We start from the raw sequence: 16416 nt of genomic DNA, 5'->3' as shown, positions 1-16416 counted from the left end.
TGTGAAGGGTTGTAGAAAAAGTTACAAGTTTAGTCGTTAAACGACGCTTGATACTCTGGGTCGGCTTGTAATGCGATAAACTCGGCTTTTGAAATAATGGTGACAGATTCATGTAGTTCAGAAAAGAACACCATTGCGTCACCTTTTTTTAGTTGCTGAGTAACCTGCGCCACCTTACTTTCAATACTTACCTCTTGCTCGCCATAGTCAGTGCCCTCACGTAATACATAGCTTTCAATTAAATTGTAAAGTGTCTCTTTATCAAGTTTTTCGTGTGGAATGATCATCACTGCTCTTTTTAACTAACTGTTGAAAATACTCAGGCACAATACGCTCAAGCCAGTACTCGGGTTTAAACGGATTATTACCGCTAATAAAACCAACATGGCCGCCTTTTTCGGAGATACGCAGAGTAACATGTTCACTGACATCTGTGCTATCGGGCACGGCTTTAATTGATAGCATCGGGTCATCTTTTGCGTGCACAATAAGTGTCGGTGTTGCGATCGTTTTTAAAAACGGTTTGGCGCTTGCTTGTTGATAGTAATCTTCAGCGCCAGCAAAACCATGCAAGGGAGCCGTTAGTAAGTTATCGAACTGCCATAAGTCATCAATAGCCATTAACTTTTCTGGGGTAAGACTAATTTGCTGTTCTATTTGTGGCAGCTTTCTTTGCATTGATTTTTTCATGCGATCAAGCAAATACTTTTGATAAATTTTACCTAAACTTTTACGTATTACTTCGCATGATGCCGATAAATCAAAAGGAGCCGATACCACGGCTGCACCATGTAAGTTCGATTGGCTACCTTGCTCACCTAAATATTTAGCAAGCACATTACCGCCTAGCGAAAAGCCAACAGCGAAAAGAGGACGTGAGGGAAATGTGTTTTTTAGGTGGTTGATAAAAAAGCGTAAATCTTCGGTCTCGCCACTATGATAAGCACGCGCAAGGCGATTAACTTCGCGTGAGCAATTACGAAAGTGCATGAGCACTACCGCAAAGCCTTGCTGCTTGAGCTTTTTCATCATGCCTTTGGCATAAAAGCTATTAATGTTGCCCTCTAGGCCGTGTAACACAATGGCTAATGGAGCATGTTCATTGTGTGGCTGTGCCCAAGCAAGTTCTAAAAAGTCACCATCTGGGGTGTCGATTGTTGATAAGTCGTAGCGTGTATTATGAAAAGGACGAAAGAAGCGCGGCATTATGGTTTGCAAATGGCGATTGCGCATCCACCACGCAGGCTTAAACTCAGGTAACATAGTTGACACTTTCAAGACAAAACAAGCGCCCATTGTAGCAAGTTTTTGCTTTTTTAGAACAGGTGGCAATTTTGTGTTGTTGCAAATAAAAAGCCCCTAAACAATAAAATTGGATGGGGGCTTTGTGCGTCGTGCTTAATTCTTACTTAGGAACTTCTGCGTCGTGAACTTTCTTGATGAAATATCCGACGTAAAAAAGGCATAAAACGATAACAACTGCCAAAATGCCAAATGACATAAATAAGACGGGGTCGCTAAAAAAATCTCTAAAGAATACGTTCATGGTTGTGCCTCCTAATGTCTATGGGTTAATCATAGGCTGGCTTTGGGGTGGGTGATATGATCCAGATCAAGCTATTTTCCTGAAGCTACACAAGGCGATTTAGAAGTTGATTTGGATCAAGTTTGATAGGCTATTAGCGATTAGACGTCAGTCGATCGAGAGGCGTTTTGCTTCAGATAAAGCCTTAAGGGTATGGCTTACTACTTACTATGAGTGGCGTTGGATTGACTGCGAACTCACCACTTTACTTAATATATAATCCTATATTATTCGCATTGGAACATGGCGTTAGAGTCATCGTATTCAGTGCGTTTATAAGAAGCTGTTGCTGTTGTTTTTCGAGTTTTAATTCTGCACTGAGTAATTCTTTACGAATCGTGGCGTAATCAGCAATTTCGGTTTGATTGGCTTTTAGGTAGGCGCGAGTCTTACGTAGAGGCTTTAATACCTGCTCGTCAAATTCAATAATGCATAATTCAAGCTGATTAAGTTGAGAGTTGTTTAAAGCAAGCCCAAGAGAATCTAAATAATACAATAGCAGACACAGGTTAACGTTTTTACCTTGCTGGTTTTGGTAATCTAACAGGCGTGCTTGCATGTCATCTTTACTATAAAGCTGACATGCAAATTGCCAAAAATCGTCACTGTTAAGCAAGTTCATCGGCAAACGCTTGTTCTTTTTCTTCCATTTCTTCAAGGGCCATCAGTAGCTCTTCTTCAATGTTATTTACTTTTGGCGTTAATGTCGCTTGTTTTGCGAGTAACTCTTTGAGTTTTGCTTTGTTGTCATCGTTATAAAGCGCGTTATCGCCAAGTGCCTCTTCGATTTCAGCTAATTCCGCTGAGTGTTTATCGAGTTGCTTTTCGAGCTTTTCAATTTGCTTTTTAAGTGGTTGTACTGATTTTCTAAACTCGGCTTCTAAGCGCTTTTGTTCTTTACGATTGATGCTTGAATGCGCTTTCGGTGCGCTGTCTTCAGTTGTTTTTGCAGCTTCTTTGTTCGCATTGAGTAACCATTGGTAGTACGCGTCAAGATCATAGCCAAACTGGGTTACTTCTCCGTTATCAACAAGGTAATATTCATCGGCTGTGTTTTTTAACATGTGGCGATCGTGCGATACGGTGACCATTGCCCCTTCAAAACCTTGTAGAGCCATTACAAGAGCATGTCGCATTTCTAAATCAAGGTGGTTGGTGGGCTCATCGAGTAACAGTAAGTTGGGCTTTTGATACACCAACATAGCCAGTACTAAACGTGCTTTTTCGCCACCCGAAAATGGAGCAACTGGCTCAAGTGCTTTATCGCCAAAAAATGCAAAGCCCCCTAAAAAGTCGCGCAGTGATTGCTCTGTTGCCTGCGGGTTTAAACGTTGTAAATGCGTAACGGCACTGGCTCTTAGATCCAACGATTCGAGTTGGTGCTGCGCAAAGTAGCCAATATTTAATCCTTGATGCTGAAACACTTCGCCCGCTTGAGGTTTCAGATCTCCAGCTAATAATTTTATTAGCGTTGATTTACCCGCGCCATTTCGACCAAGCAAGGCAATACGGCTGCCCGGTACGAGGTTGAGCTTAATGCTGTGTAAAATGGTGGTATTGCCATAGCCCGCTTTGGCTTGGTCAAGTGTCATGAGCGGGTTCGGTAGTGCGGTTGGTTCAGCGAATTCAAAATCGAAGGGTGAATCAGCATGTGCTGGCGCCAGCTTTTCCATACGCTCCAGTGCTTTTACCCGGCTTTGTGCTTGTTTCGCTTTACTTGCTTTGGCTTTAAAGCGAGTAATAAACTGTTCAAGATGCGCAATTTGTTCTTGTTGCTTTTCGAACATGGCCTGTTGCTGTAATAAGCGTTCTGCTTTTTGGCGTTCAAATTGCGAGTAATTGCCTTTATAAATATTAATTTTTTGCTGGTCGATATGCCAAATTTGATCAACCACCGCATCGAGAAACTCACGGTCATGTGAGATAAGCACAAGTGTGCCAGTATAGGCGCGTAAAAAGCGCTCTAACCAGTAAACAGCATCAAGGTCTAAGTGGTTGGTTGGCTCATCTAAAAGCAATAAATCGGCATCGCGAATAAGGGCTTGTGCCAAGTTTAAGCGCATACGCCACCCCCCCGAAAAGGCACTCACAGGGTTGTCAATTTGCTCATTGGAGAAACCTAAACCATGTAGCAGTTCACCGGCTTTTGCTTCAATGCTGTAACCTTGGATATTTTCCAGACCAATATGTGCCTTTGCTTGTGCCGCGCCATCATTATTTTGCTCGGCTTCGCGCAGTGCGATTCTGAGTGTGTAATAGTCAGGATGGCCTTGGAGTACGTAATCAAGCGCACTAATATTGAGAGCCGGTGTTTCTTGCTTTACAGAAGAAATGGACCAGTCTTTAGGAATACTGCATTCACCAGCATCGAGTTGTAATTCAGACTTTAATAGCGCGAACAATGTGGATTTACCACAGCCATTAGCCCCGACTAGGCCTACTTTATGCTCAGGGAATAAGGTTGCAGAGGCACCTTTTAATAAGGCATTACCACCACGAAGAAGCTCGATGTCTGAAATTTGGATCATGAAAGTTTACTTGCACACCACAGTTTTAATTGCGCATATCATAACACGGATCGTATTAGGCTTCGCAATCGTATCAAACACAGAATTATTAGGCTAAAATAGCCGCCTAAATGGCACCGGAGATCATGTATGAGACAAAAAAAACGCTTTATCGCAGGGGCATCATGCCCAGAGTGTAATGCGATGGATACGATGATGCTTTATAAAGAGCATGATGTTGAGAAAGTAGAATGTGTGCAGTGTGGCCATAAAATGACCCAGCCAGAAAAAGCAGTACAAGCCTCAACACGCCAGTTTGAACAAGTGATTGGGGTGTTTAAGCCGGGCGATTAACCCGGCTAAATTTTTCAATATTAATAATGTGGCGGAGGCGGCTCATGCATCTGCGACATTAAAGAAGGTTGTTGTGCTTCTTTAATCTTTTCTGCAAGCAATTCAGTCTGGCGCTTCATTTTTGCAAGCTGTTGCTGATGCGCTTTAAGCTCATCATTTAATATTTCAATTGTTTCATCTTGAAAAGCGACTTTTGCTTCAAGTTCCATTAGACGATGTTCAATTGTGTTCATTTGATTCTCTTACATTAAAACTTTCAGCGAATCCGCTGGAGCTTTCGGTTAATAACGCTTGGTTGTTATCAGTAAACGCAACATCTAACACCACGGCCGATTTCGGGCGACTTCCTTCACGAGGAACCACTTGCCACGTTTGCAATTTTTTACCTGAGTCTAGCTGCCATAATTCAACAAGTCGATTGGGTGACCCGGTTGCGATTAAGGTGCCTTCATCGTTAAAACGCACTGCGGTAAAAATTTTCTGACGCGCAATATACGCCAGTTTGCTAACAAGATCACCTGTAGTCAGTTGCCATACATTTGCTTGCTTCATACTGTCAGCTGTAAATGCATAGCGGCCTTGTGGATCGAGGGCGACTTGAGTAACGCGAGTCGGGTGGTTAAAGCGATGTATAACTTGCCCTGTACGGGTATCCCAAAAGTAGGCAACATAGTCATTAGAACCACTGATTGCGTAATGACCATTCGGTGAAAGGTCAACAACATTCACTTTTTCTTGGTGGCCAAGGAACTCTATGCGTCTTCCGGTCTCTAAGTCGAGGTAAACGACTACACCGTCGGCGCGGCCATATAACACGCTGCGTCCTTGGTTGCTAATCGCGATATCTCTAATTGTTGAGGCGTGTATTTTATAGTAGCCCGTGTTTTTACCTGAGTTAATGTCCCACACAGCAAATGTGGACTTTTCTGCGGTGACAGCATGGCTATTGTCGTAAGAGATTGCCACAGTGTGAACGAGGCTATCTTGAGCTTGTTGTTGAAACCATTGGTATTTTAATACCTGCTGTTGATTATCCCACAGCGCGACCCCATGGTGTATAGATGAGATCACGCTGTATTTGCCATCATGCGAAATAGCAGATGCAAACGCACCTTTAGCCGCATGTTCATAACGTGCAGTGGATTGCTCATGTTGCTCAGAGCAGGCAACAACTAAGCTTAGGCTTAGCAGATACAAAAAAGTACGAAATATCGACATATTACGGGTATTTCCCCTTAACTCTTCGTGATTGAGAGGTTAGACTAGGGCTCATTAAAGGCCTAGGTTGTTATTCTAATCACTGATCATGCGTTTGCATGAAGTTTAGTTATTAGACAAGCAGCCTACCATGTAGGTCGTTAATCTTTAACTAGTAATAATACAATAATTGACAACTGCAAAGTGTGTCGGAGATATAAAATGAGAAAGACGATTAAATTGTCATTGATTGCAGCGTCAGTTTTAGCGCTTACAGCTTGTAATCAAGAAGCAAAAAAAGAACAGCAAGTTGAAGTTAAACTAGAGACTGAAGCACAACAACAAGCATACGGTATCGGTGCCTCTGTTGGTAATTTCTTGAATCAAGACTTAGCTGACAAAAAAGAGTTAGGTGTTGAATTAGATGAAGCGCTATTAAAGCGTGGTTTTGAAGACGCACTTGCAGGTAACGCAAAATTAGACGACGAAAAAATTCGTGAAGTGTTAACAGCGCTTGATCAAAGCATTCGTACTAAGCAACAAGAAAAAGCAAAAGTAGAAGCTGAACAGAGCAAAGCTGAAGGCGAAAAATACCTAGCAGAAAACGCGAAGAAAGAAGGCGTGACAGTAACTGAGTCTGGTTTACAGTACGAAGTGATTTCACAAGGTGATGGCGAAAAGCCAGTCGCTACTGACGTGGTAAAAGTACACTACAAAGGTACTTTACTAGATGGAACTGAGTTCGATAGCTCTTATTCACGTAATGAGCCAACGACTTTCCCACTTAACCGTGTGATCCCAGGTTGGACTGAAGGTTTACAGTTAATGCCTGTTGGCTCTAAATACAAGTTCACTATTCCAGCTGATCTTGCTTACGGTGAGCGCGACCTAGGTAAGATCCCTGCTAACTCAACGCTTGTGTTTGAAGTAGAACTACTTGAAATTCAAAGCGAAGAAAAAGCAGCTGCTGCAGAGTAATTTTTTACTCAATGAGAAAAGGGCCTAAAGTAGGCCCTTTTTTTAGCTGCTAAATGCTGTTTCTTTCATTTGCAGCGTGCCTTTATCGGCATCAAGTGCCACCACCGTACCGACCGGTAAAATAAACTGGCGTTTAATATGACCAATCATTGCACCGCGATAAGCCGGAATGCCTAATGGCTTAATATAATCAGCAAAGATATCATCTAAGGTTAATGAGCCATAGCCTCGACCAGGCTTACAGTCATTACAATCACCAAATACAAACCCCGCTATTTTATCTAGTGCGCCCATAAGTTTAAGGGTGCTCATCATACGGTCAATACGATAAGGGGCTTCATCAATATCTTCTAAAAATAAAATAGCCCCATTAAAGTCAGGTAAGTAGTCAGAGCCTGCGAGTGCTGTGAGTACAGTGAGATTCCCCCCGATTAAACGGCCACTGACCTGACCCGCATTGATGGTTTGGGTTAAGTATTGGCTGTTGACTAGTTCATCGTCTGCTTTGGGTAAATTTTGGTAGCGCATTAACTGACGTTGTTCAAACATGTTTTTAAATTGCGCAACATGAAATGGATTCCAATCGCTGGTGGCATTAGGGCCATGAAAACTAATAAGCCCGGCTTTAGCGAGTAATGCATTATGTAATGCCGTGATATCAGAATAGCCCATAAGAGGTTTCGGATTATTGCGAATTGTTGCATAGTCTAAAAGTGGCAGGATACGAGCCGCACCCGACCCACCCCGTAAGCACACAATCGCATCGACATGTGGGTCGGCAAATAAGCTGTTTAAGTCACTCGCTCTTTGTGCATCTGTGCCAGCTAAATGACCGCGTCGGGCTAAAATATTAGGGGCAAGCTTTGCTTTATAGCCGAGTGCTTCTATTACACCTTTTGCGAGTATGATGTCAGCGTGCTCAGCGGTTGCCGCTGATGGGCTGCACAGACCAATGGTTCCCCCTTTTTTTAATGGCTTTGGTTTTACTAAAGTGGGAGTTGCAGTGTGTGATGCGCCAATCAGTGGTTGGCTGGTTGCTAAACTTGCACCTGCTGCAAGAACAGAAAGAGATTTTAAGAAAGTACGTTTGTTCATCGTGCGCCTCATTTTTTTACTATGAGTAACGCATTAAAATAATTATTTCAAATTTTTGTTATGAAATGGAATATAACATTCTATTAAGGTAGGCAGATAACAAGACTTTCCAGCAGAGAAAGTGTTCTCTGCTGCCGTCTTACTGTGTTAGCTGGTGTGGTTTGAATAGAGATTATCGATTAGTTCATCTTCTAATTCAAAGCGCAGCTCAAGTGCTTCACCTAGCACTGATAAATCTTTATCAAATTCGTCGAGCAAGTCATCTGAGTCAACTTCAGCGTATTTGTCGTTAAAGTCTAATGCAACATCGGTAGTTTCAGAAATTCGTGGGTAGAGCGCATTGGCTAGCTTTTGGCTTTCTGGGCCTTTTTCTTCACAGGCCTTGGCAATGTCGTCATACACTTCGAAATGTCCCGCTGACAGGTAATCCATCAGTATTTGACAAAAGTTTTGGATTTGCAGTTGATCAGGTAGGGCGTGATCTTTCTTTTCATACGGTGAAAATCCCGCAATACGGCAAAACAACACAAGTAGCTCTTGACGTTCTGTAAGCCATTTATCGATGACAGAATGGCTACCTCCCCACTTTTGTTGAGCTTTTTCCAAACGCGTCAGCATATTTCATCTCCTCGCTGAGTTGGTTTTCCTTCCCTATATAAGAAGGAAATATGACACAAAGATCAACTAAATTCTTAGTGCCTAATTGCAACAGATTGTTAAAAGCCAACTTAGAGGCGCATATTTAAGCAGCGTTTTTCTGCTTCTTTACGCTGTTGTCTAAGGCTGGACTTTTATGCTCTAACAGCAGTGTATGGGAAATAATTAAAAACTACTAGTGTTTATTTTGGATTATCAATCTAATGAGGTAGAGGGGGTATCTTGTTGATTAAGAAAAGAAAAAACCACCAAAATTGGTGGTTTAATTCTTTTTCCGAACTTGTTAAAACAAGCTTTCTTATAGTTATGGGAAGATTTTTGTTCTTATTGTTATACAATTTTTATTATTGTTTTTGTTAACGCGGGATAAGTTATACCAAGCTTTTTTCGATGTTGCAAATTTATTAATAAAAAGTTTTAAAATTATTTTAATTTCGTTCAATAATTGTGCGGTTTTATGTGGCGTAGCTAAAAACTATGATCTATGTCTAGGGTCGGTTATCTATCCATAGTGAGCGGCGCAATATGGTGATACAATCAGCGCAATTTCATTCAGTTCTAGGATCTAAAACGCATGAGCGAATTAAAAAACGACCGTTATTTACGTGCACTACAAAAGCAACCTGTCGATGTTACACCGGTATGGATGATGCGCCAAGCAGGCCGTTATTTACCTGAATACCGTGCTACACGTGCTCAAGCAGGCGACTTTATGAGCTTATGTAAAAACGCCGAACTTGCTTGTGAAGTGACTTTACAGCCATTACGTCGTTACCCGCTTGATGCTGCGATTCTATTCAGCGATATTTTAACTATCCCAGATGCGATGGGATTAGGCCTTTATTTCGAAACCGGCGAAGGTCCTAAGTTCGAGCGCCCAATTTCATCATTAGCGGATGTTAAAAAGATTCCTAATATCGATCCAACTGATGAATTAGGCTATGTGATGAATGCGGTAAGCACCATTCGTCGTGAACTCAAAGGTGAAGTGCCACTGATTGGCTTCTCAGGTTCACCTTGGACACTTGCCACATACATGGTTGAAGGTGGAAGCAGCAAAACATTCGGGAAAATCAAAAAAATGGCGTTTGCAGAACCGCAAACACTACACCTATTACTCGATAAATTAGCTGATTCAGTGATTGATTACCTCAACGCACAAGTGAAAGCAGGTGCGCAATCATTGATGGTTTTTGATTCATGGGGGGGAGTGTTAAGCCCGCGTGATTACAATGAATTCTCACTACAGTATATGCATAAAATCGTTGATGGCTTAATTCGCGAGTACGACGGTCGTAAAGTGCCGGTAACACTATTTACTAAAAATGGTGGTCAGTGGATTGAAGCAATTGCAGCAACAGGCTGTGATGCAGTAGGCCTTGATTGGACAATCAATATTGGTGATGCAAAGCGTCGTGTTGGTGATAAAGTGGCACTACAAGGTAATATGGACCCATCAATGCTGCACGGTACGCCAGAGCGTATTCGTCAAGAAGTGGCCACAATTTTAGAAGACTTTGGTACAGGTTCTGGTCATGTATTTAATTTAGGGCATGGTATTACCCCAGATGTTGACCCTGAACATGCCGGTATATTTATTAACTCAGTGCATGAGTTAAGTGCTAAATATCACAAGTAAGTCGCTCTAGTTATAAAAAAGCCCGCAATATGCGGGCTTTTCTATATACGTTCAATCGCTTATTTAAATAAGCGATTTAAACCATTTAACGCAGCAACTCGGTAGGCCTCAGCCATGGTTGGGTAGTTAAAGGTTGTATTTACGAAGTAATCGATGGTGTTACCACCGTTCTTTTGTTCCATAATTGCTTGCCCGATATGGACAATTTCAGACGCACGTTCACCAAAGCAATGCACACCAAGCACTTCTTTAGTATCAACATGGAATAAAATCTTTAAGCTACCTACCTCAGTCCCGGCAATTTGTGCGCGTGCCAAATGCTTAAACTGTGCACGGCCAACTTCGTATGGAATTTTAGCTGCGGTAAGCTCTTGTTCGGTTTTACCCACTGAGCTCATTTCAGGAATCGTATAAATACCGGCAGGAATATCAATAATCAATTTTTCTTCGCAGTTACCACATGCAATGGCATCAGCAGCAATACGCCCTTGGTCAAAGGCAGCACTCGCAAGGCTTGGGTAACCAATAACATCACCTACAGCATAAATGTTATCAACCTCTGTTTGGTATGTTTCATTTACTTTAAGCTGGCCACGGCTATCGGCTTTTAAGCCCACAGCATCGAGGTTTAGAGTGTCGGTATTACCTGTACGTCCGTTAGCAAACAAAATACAGTCTGCTTTGACACGTTTACCCGACTTCAAATGCATCACGACACAGTCATCACGGGTTTCGATGCGATCAAACTCTTCGTTATGGCGAATAACAATGCCGCTATTCCAAAAGTGGTAACTCAGTGCATCTGAAATCTCAGCATCCATAAAGGCTAGTAAGCGATCACGGGTGTTAACTAAGTCAACTTTCGCGCCTAAGCCTTTAAAAATAGAGGCGTATTCACAGCCAATCACACCTGCACCATAAATAAGCACGCGATGAGGGTCGTGTTCAAGGCCTAAAATGGTATCGCTGTCGTAAATTCGTGGATGCGAAAAATCAACGCCTGGTGGCCTGTAAGGGCGAGAACCCGTTGCGATAACAATGGTTTGTGCAGTTAACGTTTCAAATGAACCGTCGATGTGAGTAATTTTCACTGTGTGTTTATCAATAAACTCAGCATCGCCTTGGTACATATGAATACGATTACGGTCGTAAAAGCTACTGCGTAGGTTAGATTGTTTCGAAATGACATTACTAGCATGGCGAAGAATATCAGGGAAAGTGAGGCGGTTAGGGCGCTCGCTGATATTAAAAAGTGGGTTCGCTTTGTATTCAATGTAACGACTAACAGAGTGGCGTAAGGCTTTTGAAGGAATAGTGCCCCAATGGACGCAACCGCCACCTACTGATTCTTGGCGCTCAATAACAGCTACTTTTTTGTTACTTTTAGACAGGTTCATGGCGGTGCCTTCACCGCCAGGACCTGTGCCTATGATAATCGCGTCGTACTGATACGAAGGCGTATCTTTTTGCTTTACGTTTTGTTTGGCCACAGCCGCTCCTATGTTAACTAAAAGAGGCTTTTAATAACCTCGCATTTAGTGCAAGCCAAGCCTGCTTTTGGTTTTCCCAAGCGGCTTCAAGCTCATGATATTGTGTCATTACTGCTGATTTTTCGCATTGTTTTATCATTTTATTTTTTTTGATTTCTAACACGCGTTTTTGCAGGGCACAAAAGTGTTGCAGCTTTTTCAGCAATAATTCGTACTCAGATTGTAATAATGTAAGCTTATCTTGGGCTAAAGGCAATTTTGCGAGCTTATCTTGGGTCTTATTCATCAAGGTTTCTGCTTTCGCTTTTTCAATACGTTCAACAGGCGTACGTTTGAGCTTTGAGGCTAAACCCATCGCGGCCAATGAGCGGATCATCCACTTAGTGGGATCATAGTGATACCATTTTATGCCGTTACGATAGTCGCTGGCAAAAATATGGTGGAAGTTATGATAACCTTCGCCATAAGTGAATAACGCTAAAAAACCGTTATCACGAGCAGTATTTTTTTCTGTGTATGGACGAGAGCCCCAAATGTGCGCCACTGAATTTATAAAAAAGGTAAAGTGTTGGCTTAATACCAAACGTAGCAGACCCGCAAGTAATAGCATGCCCCACACATCACCCAGCATTAAACCCAGCGCAAATGGAATACCAATATTAGTGGCTAATACTAACTTCATGTAATGGCGGTGTTGCCACATTACCACTTTATTTTTCTGTAAATCTCGGCAGTTGTTGTAGTTGCCATACTCATCACCTTGATAGTCACGTAGCATCCAGCCTATATGGCTATACCAAAAGCCGTTGGTAGCTGCGTAAGGGTCTTTGACAGGGTCGTCGACTTGACCATGGTGAATACGGTGATCACTACTCCAATGCAGTGCGCTGTTTTGCAGTGCAAATGCACCACCAAGGGCAAAAAAGGCTTCAATCACTGGATGAGTATCGTAAGTCTTGTGTGCCCACAGGCGATGATACCCTGCGGTAATCGACATACCCGCATAAAACATACACGCAACGAATGCAATCCAATGTGCGCTGGTAAATCCATAGGTAATTCCATACCATGGCACTAAAGTAACGGCAGCCAAAAAAGTAAGGCTAAAGAATAGGACATTGGTCCAAATAATAGGTGGTTTTTTCATCTTTCAAAATCTGAGCGTACACTTGTACGCTAAAATAGTGTTTCAAACTCTCCGCGTCAAGTATTAGACTGTCTCATTAACCGAAAAATCATTAAAAATTCACGCTGGGAGTTTCCATGTCGGGTGTTAGAGCGCAACAGAAACAAAAAACACGACAAGCACTAATCGAAGCAGCATTTAATCAATTGAGTGCGGATCATAGTTTTTCTAATTTAAGCTTGCGTGAAGTTGCCCGTGAGGCCGGTATTGCGCCTACCTCGTTTTACCGTCACTTTAAAGACATGAACGAACTTGGCTTAACCATGGTAGATGAAGCGGGTTTAACGCTGCGTCAATTAATGCGTCAAGCACGTAGGCGAATAGCCAGTGGTGGCAGTGTCATTACGACATCTATTGTGACTTTTATGGAGTTTATTGATAACTCGAGTAATCAGTTTAGGTTGCTGCTGCGTGAACGTTCTGGCACTTCTAAGGCATTTCGTGCTGCTGTCGCGCGTGAAATTAAACACTTTATCTTAGAACTTGCTCACTACCTTGAAAGCGAAACCCCATGCGATGCCACCCATGCGTATATTCAAGCGGAGGCCATGGTGACTTTAGTATTTAACGCCGGAGCTGAGGCACTTGATATTGAAGGACAGCAGCGAGAAGAGTTAGTAGAGCGTCTAATTTGGCAACTACGTTATATTGCTCGCGGCGCCACAATGTATGTGCGAGACAACAATCATTCTTAAAAGTTAATCTAAACACGGGAGTCGGCTGTAAACGATAAATTAAACGCTGTCGACTTAGGTTTTGGATTGATTATTCAAAATGTACGGTTTAATGGATTTTAAATTTCTATTATTATCGCTTTTCAATCTACTTTTTAGAAAAATTATGCTTGCAAGCCTGTTTGTTGAATGTTAAAAATACAGCTCACTGAACACACATTTAGTAAATAAAGATGCAAATGACACGTTTAATTACATTAAAACTAAACCTCTTACTGCTTAAGCGAGTAGGCGGGGCTTAGTGTATTTGCATTTGTAAAACATTATAAAACCCCGCAAGCGCGGGGTTTTTTTTATCTCGCTAATGGGTCATTGGGAACGAGGACAGTTTATGAAAGATAAGGTTTGGATTTTTGACACAACCTTACGTGATGGTGAGCAAGCGCTTAAAGCGAGCCTAACAGAAGACGATAAAATTCAACTTGCGCATACCATTAGCCGCTTAAACGTGGATGTAATGGAAGTGGGTTTTCCGGTATCAAGCCCGGCAGATTTTCGCTCAGTACAGCGTATTGCGACCGAAGTAAAAGGACCAATTATTTGTGGTTTAGCGCGTGCGGTTGCAAAAGACATTGAAGCCTGTGGTGAAGCGCTTCGCCCAGCAGAGCAAGGGCGTATTCATACCTTTATTGCAACCAGTCCATTACACCTTGAACATAAACTACGAATGAGCTTAGACGACGCCACCGCCATGGCTGTAAAGTCGATTAAGCTTGCTCGTCACTATACTGATGACGTGGAATTTTCGTGTGAAGATGCTGGCCGTACACCACATTGGGATTTATGCCGTATCGTTGAAAAGGCCATTGATGCAGGTGCATCGACCATCAACTTACCTGATACCGTGGGCTATGTAACGCCAGACGAGTATGCGGCGATGATCCATCACTTAATGAATAATGTGCCCAACATCGATAAGGCGCGCTTAAGTGTGCATTGTCATAACGATTTAGGTTTAGCAGTGGCGAATTCAATTGCTGCGGTGCAGGCGGGCGCTCGCCAAATTGAGTGTACGATTAACGGCATAGGTGAGCGTGCAGGTAACTGCTCGCTTGAAGAAGTGGCGATGATCATGAAAATGCGTGAAGACCACTTAAAAGTGCATACCGATATTCACAGTGAAGAAATTTACCGCGCTTCTCGTCAAGTGGCGAAGATATGTAATATGCCGGTCCAGCCAAACAAAGCCATTGTTGGTGAGAATGCGTTTGCGCACAGCTCGGGTATTCACCAAGACGGCGTTTTAAAAGCGCAGAATACTTACGAGATCATGTCGCCAGAAAGTGTGGGTGTGCCCAGTAATCAATTAAACATGACATCGCGTTCAGGGCGTCATGTTATTGAGCACCGTTTAGAAGAGTTAGGTTATCAAAAGTCTGACTACGACATGGATAGCTTATACGAGAGCTTTTTAGCATTAGCAGACCAAAAAGGCACTGTGTATGACTATGACTTAGAGGCGATGATTTACTTCAATCAAATCAGAGATAAAGACGAGAAGTATCAACTTGAGTTTGTTAACTCAACGTCTAATTCGCAATCGGTTGCCAGCTCTACGATTGGCATGACCATTGACGGTGTATCAAAGCAAGAAGCTGCAACGGGCAATGGCCCGGTAGAAGCCTCGTTTTTGGCAATTGAGCGTTTAACGGGTATGTCGGTTGAGATGATTGAATACAACCTTGAAGCCACAGGGCAAGGCGCAAGTTCATTAGGCCAAGTAAATATTATTGCTAAATACGATGGTCGCCCTTATCACGGTGCGGGCATTGCGGCAGATGTCGTTGAAGCCTCAGTGCGTGCCATGATCCGTGTGTATAACTTAATTTATCGTGCACAAAAAGTGTCTGATTTAAAACAACAAAGGAAAGCAGGATGAGTCAATCTAATTACAGCATCGCCGTATTAGCAGGCGATGGCATTGGTCCAGAAGTAATGGCTGCAGCAGAAACCGTATTGGATGCTGTAAGTGAAAAGTTTGGTTTTACATTGACTCGTAATCACCATGCGATAGGTGGCGCTGCGATTGATGAATTTGGTCAAGCATTGCCGCAAAGTACACTTACTGCGTGTGAAAATGCTGATGCTATTTTATTTGGCTCTGTAGGCGGCCCAAAATGGGAGAACTTACCACCGAATGAGCAACCTGAGCGTGCTTCGTTGTTGCCACTGCGTAAGCATTTTGGTTTGTTTTGTAATTTACGCCCCGCACAGTTGCTACCAGCCTTAAGTGCAGCTTCACCACTTCGTGCAGATATTAGCGCACAAGGCTTTGATATTTTATGTGTACGTGAGTTAACGGGCGGTATTTATTTTGGTGAAAAAGGGCGCAGCGGTGAAGGCGAACAAGAGACCGCATTCGATACGCAAACCTATTCGCGTAAAGAAATTGAACGCATTGCTCGCTTTGCGTTTGAAGCGGCAAAACTACGTAGTAACCATGTTACATCGGTTGATAAAGCCAACGTGTTAGCGTCAAGTGTACTGTGGCGAGAAGTGGTCACCGAAGTCAGTAAAGATTACCCAGAAGTAAGCCTCGATTACATTTATGTTGATAATGCGGCGATGCAATTAGTGAAGCAACCAAGCCAATTTGATGTACTACTTTGCGATAACCTATTTGGCGATATTTTGTCGGATGAATGCGCGATGATCACAGGCTCTATGGGCTTATTACCATCGGCGAGTTTGAACCAGTCTGGCTTTGGTTTGTATGAACCTGCGGGTGGCTCTGCCCCCGATATTGCAGGAAAAGGGGTGGCAAACCCGATTGCGCAAATTTTAAGTGCTGCACTTATGTTGCGTTACTCGCTTGGACAAGATGAAGCGGCACGGACTATCGAAAAAGCGGTGGCAGAGGCGGTTGAAGCCGGTGTGGGTACGCCTGACATCTATCCAAATGCAGGGTATACCACCAGTGATGTTGCTGCAGCAATTGTTGCACGTATTTAATTAAAATTGATTGCGCTGAACTCGTCATTCAGTGCAGCTAAA

General features: G+C 42.8%; 17 protein-coding genes. 6 read left to right on the top strand and 11 right to left on the bottom strand.

Features of this window, described 5'->3' with window-relative positions:
- Positions 1 to 29: 29 nt before the first annotated feature.
- The 5 genes from GZH31_RS15595 to GZH31_RS15575 form a co-directional block, all read right to left on the bottom strand.
- A complete protein-coding gene (locus GZH31_RS15595) occupies positions 30 to 287 on the bottom strand; it encodes a YheU family protein (RefSeq protein ID WP_036973480.1) in 258 nt (85 codons plus the stop codon).
- The gene (locus GZH31_RS15590) at positions 262 to 1263 is read right to left on the bottom strand and encodes a hydrolase (RefSeq protein WP_036973479.1); all 1002 of its coding nucleotides are present in this window, start codon (positions 1261 to 1263) and stop codon (positions 262 to 264) included. Before GZH31_RS15590 ends, GZH31_RS15595 begins: the two co-directional genes overlap by 26 nt.
- 142 nt (positions 1264 to 1405) lie before the next feature.
- Positions 1406 to 1546 carry a DUF3149 domain-containing protein gene (locus tag GZH31_RS15585; protein WP_074989877.1) on the bottom strand — a complete coding sequence of 47 codons (141 nt, stop codon included), beginning with the start codon at positions 1544 to 1546 and terminating at the stop codon, positions 1406 to 1408.
- A gap of 244 nt (positions 1547 to 1790) precedes the next feature.
- Positions 1791 to 2207, bottom strand: coding sequence for a TIGR02444 family protein (locus tag GZH31_RS15580; RefSeq protein WP_065979437.1), 417 nt, complete (start codon positions 2205 to 2207; stop codon positions 1791 to 1793).
- Positions 2194 to 4113 carry an ATP-binding cassette domain-containing protein gene (locus GZH31_RS15575; protein WP_180311220.1) on the bottom strand — a complete coding sequence of 640 codons (1920 nt, stop codon included), beginning with the start codon at positions 4111 to 4113 and terminating at the stop codon, positions 2194 to 2196. The genes GZH31_RS15580 and GZH31_RS15575 overlap by 14 nt, the downstream gene beginning before the upstream one ends.
- 129 nt (positions 4114 to 4242) lie before the next feature.
- Between GZH31_RS15575 and GZH31_RS15570 the strand changes: the two genes are divergently transcribed.
- Positions 4243 to 4446, top strand: coding sequence for a YheV family putative zinc ribbon protein (locus GZH31_RS15570; protein WP_036973475.1), 204 nt, complete (start codon positions 4243 to 4245; stop codon positions 4444 to 4446).
- A gap of 20 nt (positions 4447 to 4466) precedes the next feature.
- On the opposite strand, the gene GZH31_RS15565 is transcribed toward GZH31_RS15570, so the two are convergent.
- Positions 4467 to 4679: a SlyX family protein gene (locus tag GZH31_RS15565; protein ID WP_036973473.1), complete on the bottom strand. Its 213-nt coding sequence runs from the start codon at positions 4677 to 4679 to the stop codon at positions 4467 to 4469.
- Positions 4666 to 5664 (bottom strand): WD40 repeat domain-containing protein, encoded by a 999-nt coding sequence (locus GZH31_RS15560; RefSeq protein ID WP_036973471.1) that lies wholly within the window; start codon positions 5662 to 5664, stop codon positions 4666 to 4668. Before GZH31_RS15560 ends, GZH31_RS15565 begins: the two co-directional genes overlap by 14 nt.
- 201 nt (positions 5665 to 5865) lie before the next feature.
- Here GZH31_RS15560 and fkpA point away from each other — a divergent pair, with 201 nt between their 5' ends.
- Positions 5866 to 6621 (top strand): FKBP-type peptidyl-prolyl cis-trans isomerase, encoded by a 756-nt coding sequence (gene fkpA / locus GZH31_RS15555; RefSeq protein WP_065979435.1) that lies wholly within the window; start codon positions 5866 to 5868, stop codon positions 6619 to 6621.
- Positions 6622 to 6663: 42 nt separating this feature from the next.
- Here the strand turns inward: fkpA and GZH31_RS15550 are convergent, their stop codons facing one another.
- Positions 6664 to 7716 carry an LD-carboxypeptidase gene (locus GZH31_RS15550; protein WP_174403897.1) on the bottom strand — a complete coding sequence of 351 codons (1053 nt, stop codon included), beginning with the start codon at positions 7714 to 7716 and terminating at the stop codon, positions 6664 to 6666.
- Between the two features lie 147 nt (positions 7717 to 7863).
- Positions 7864 to 8334: an Rsd/AlgQ family anti-sigma factor gene (locus GZH31_RS15545; protein WP_036973468.1), complete on the bottom strand. Its 471-nt coding sequence runs from the start codon at positions 8332 to 8334 to the stop codon at positions 7864 to 7866.
- 613 nt (positions 8335 to 8947) lie between these two features.
- On the opposite strand from GZH31_RS15545, the gene hemE reads away from it, so the two are divergent.
- Positions 8948 to 10012 carry a uroporphyrinogen decarboxylase gene (gene hemE, locus GZH31_RS15540; RefSeq protein ID WP_036973467.1) on the top strand — a complete coding sequence of 355 codons (1065 nt, stop codon included), beginning with the start codon at positions 8948 to 8950 and terminating at the stop codon, positions 10010 to 10012.
- Positions 10013 to 10071: 59 nt separating this feature from the next.
- On the opposite strand, the gene sthA is transcribed toward hemE, so the two are convergent.
- Both sthA and GZH31_RS15530 read right to left on the bottom strand, forming a co-directional pair.
- Positions 10072 to 11502: a Si-specific NAD(P)(+) transhydrogenase gene (sthA, locus tag GZH31_RS15535; RefSeq protein WP_036973466.1), complete on the bottom strand. Its 1431-nt coding sequence runs from the start codon at positions 11500 to 11502 to the stop codon at positions 10072 to 10074.
- A gap of 13 nt (positions 11503 to 11515) precedes the next feature.
- Positions 11516 to 12649, bottom strand: coding sequence for a fatty acid desaturase (locus tag GZH31_RS15530; protein WP_180311219.1), 1134 nt, complete (start codon positions 12647 to 12649; stop codon positions 11516 to 11518).
- A 116-nt stretch (positions 12650 to 12765) separates the two neighbouring features.
- Between GZH31_RS15530 and fabR the strand changes: the two genes are divergently transcribed.
- The 3 genes from fabR (at position 12766) to leuB (ending at position 16374) form a co-directional block, all read left to right on the top strand.
- Entirely contained in the window at positions 12766 to 13383 is a 618-nt protein-coding gene (gene fabR / locus GZH31_RS15525; RefSeq protein WP_036973464.1) for an HTH-type transcriptional repressor FabR, read from the top strand.
- 370 nt (positions 13384 to 13753) lie between these two features.
- Positions 13754 to 15301, top strand: coding sequence for a 2-isopropylmalate synthase (leuA, locus tag GZH31_RS15520; protein WP_036973462.1), 1548 nt, complete (start codon positions 13754 to 13756; stop codon positions 15299 to 15301).
- Positions 15298 to 16374, top strand: a complete 1077-nt coding sequence (gene leuB / locus GZH31_RS15515; protein WP_180311218.1) for a 3-isopropylmalate dehydrogenase — start codon at positions 15298 to 15300, stop codon at positions 16372 to 16374. The genes leuA and leuB overlap by 4 nt, the downstream gene beginning before the upstream one ends.
- The last annotated feature ends 42 nt before the right edge of the window (positions 16375 to 16416 follow it).

Origin of the sequence: Pseudoalteromonas sp. JSTW, assembly GCF_013423925.1 — a bacterium.
GTDB lineage: Bacteria > Pseudomonadota > Gammaproteobacteria > Enterobacterales > Alteromonadaceae > Pseudoalteromonas > Pseudoalteromonas lipolytica.
Note: the sequence above shows the minus strand (reverse complement) of the source record. Positions and strands in the feature narration are given on the sequence as shown.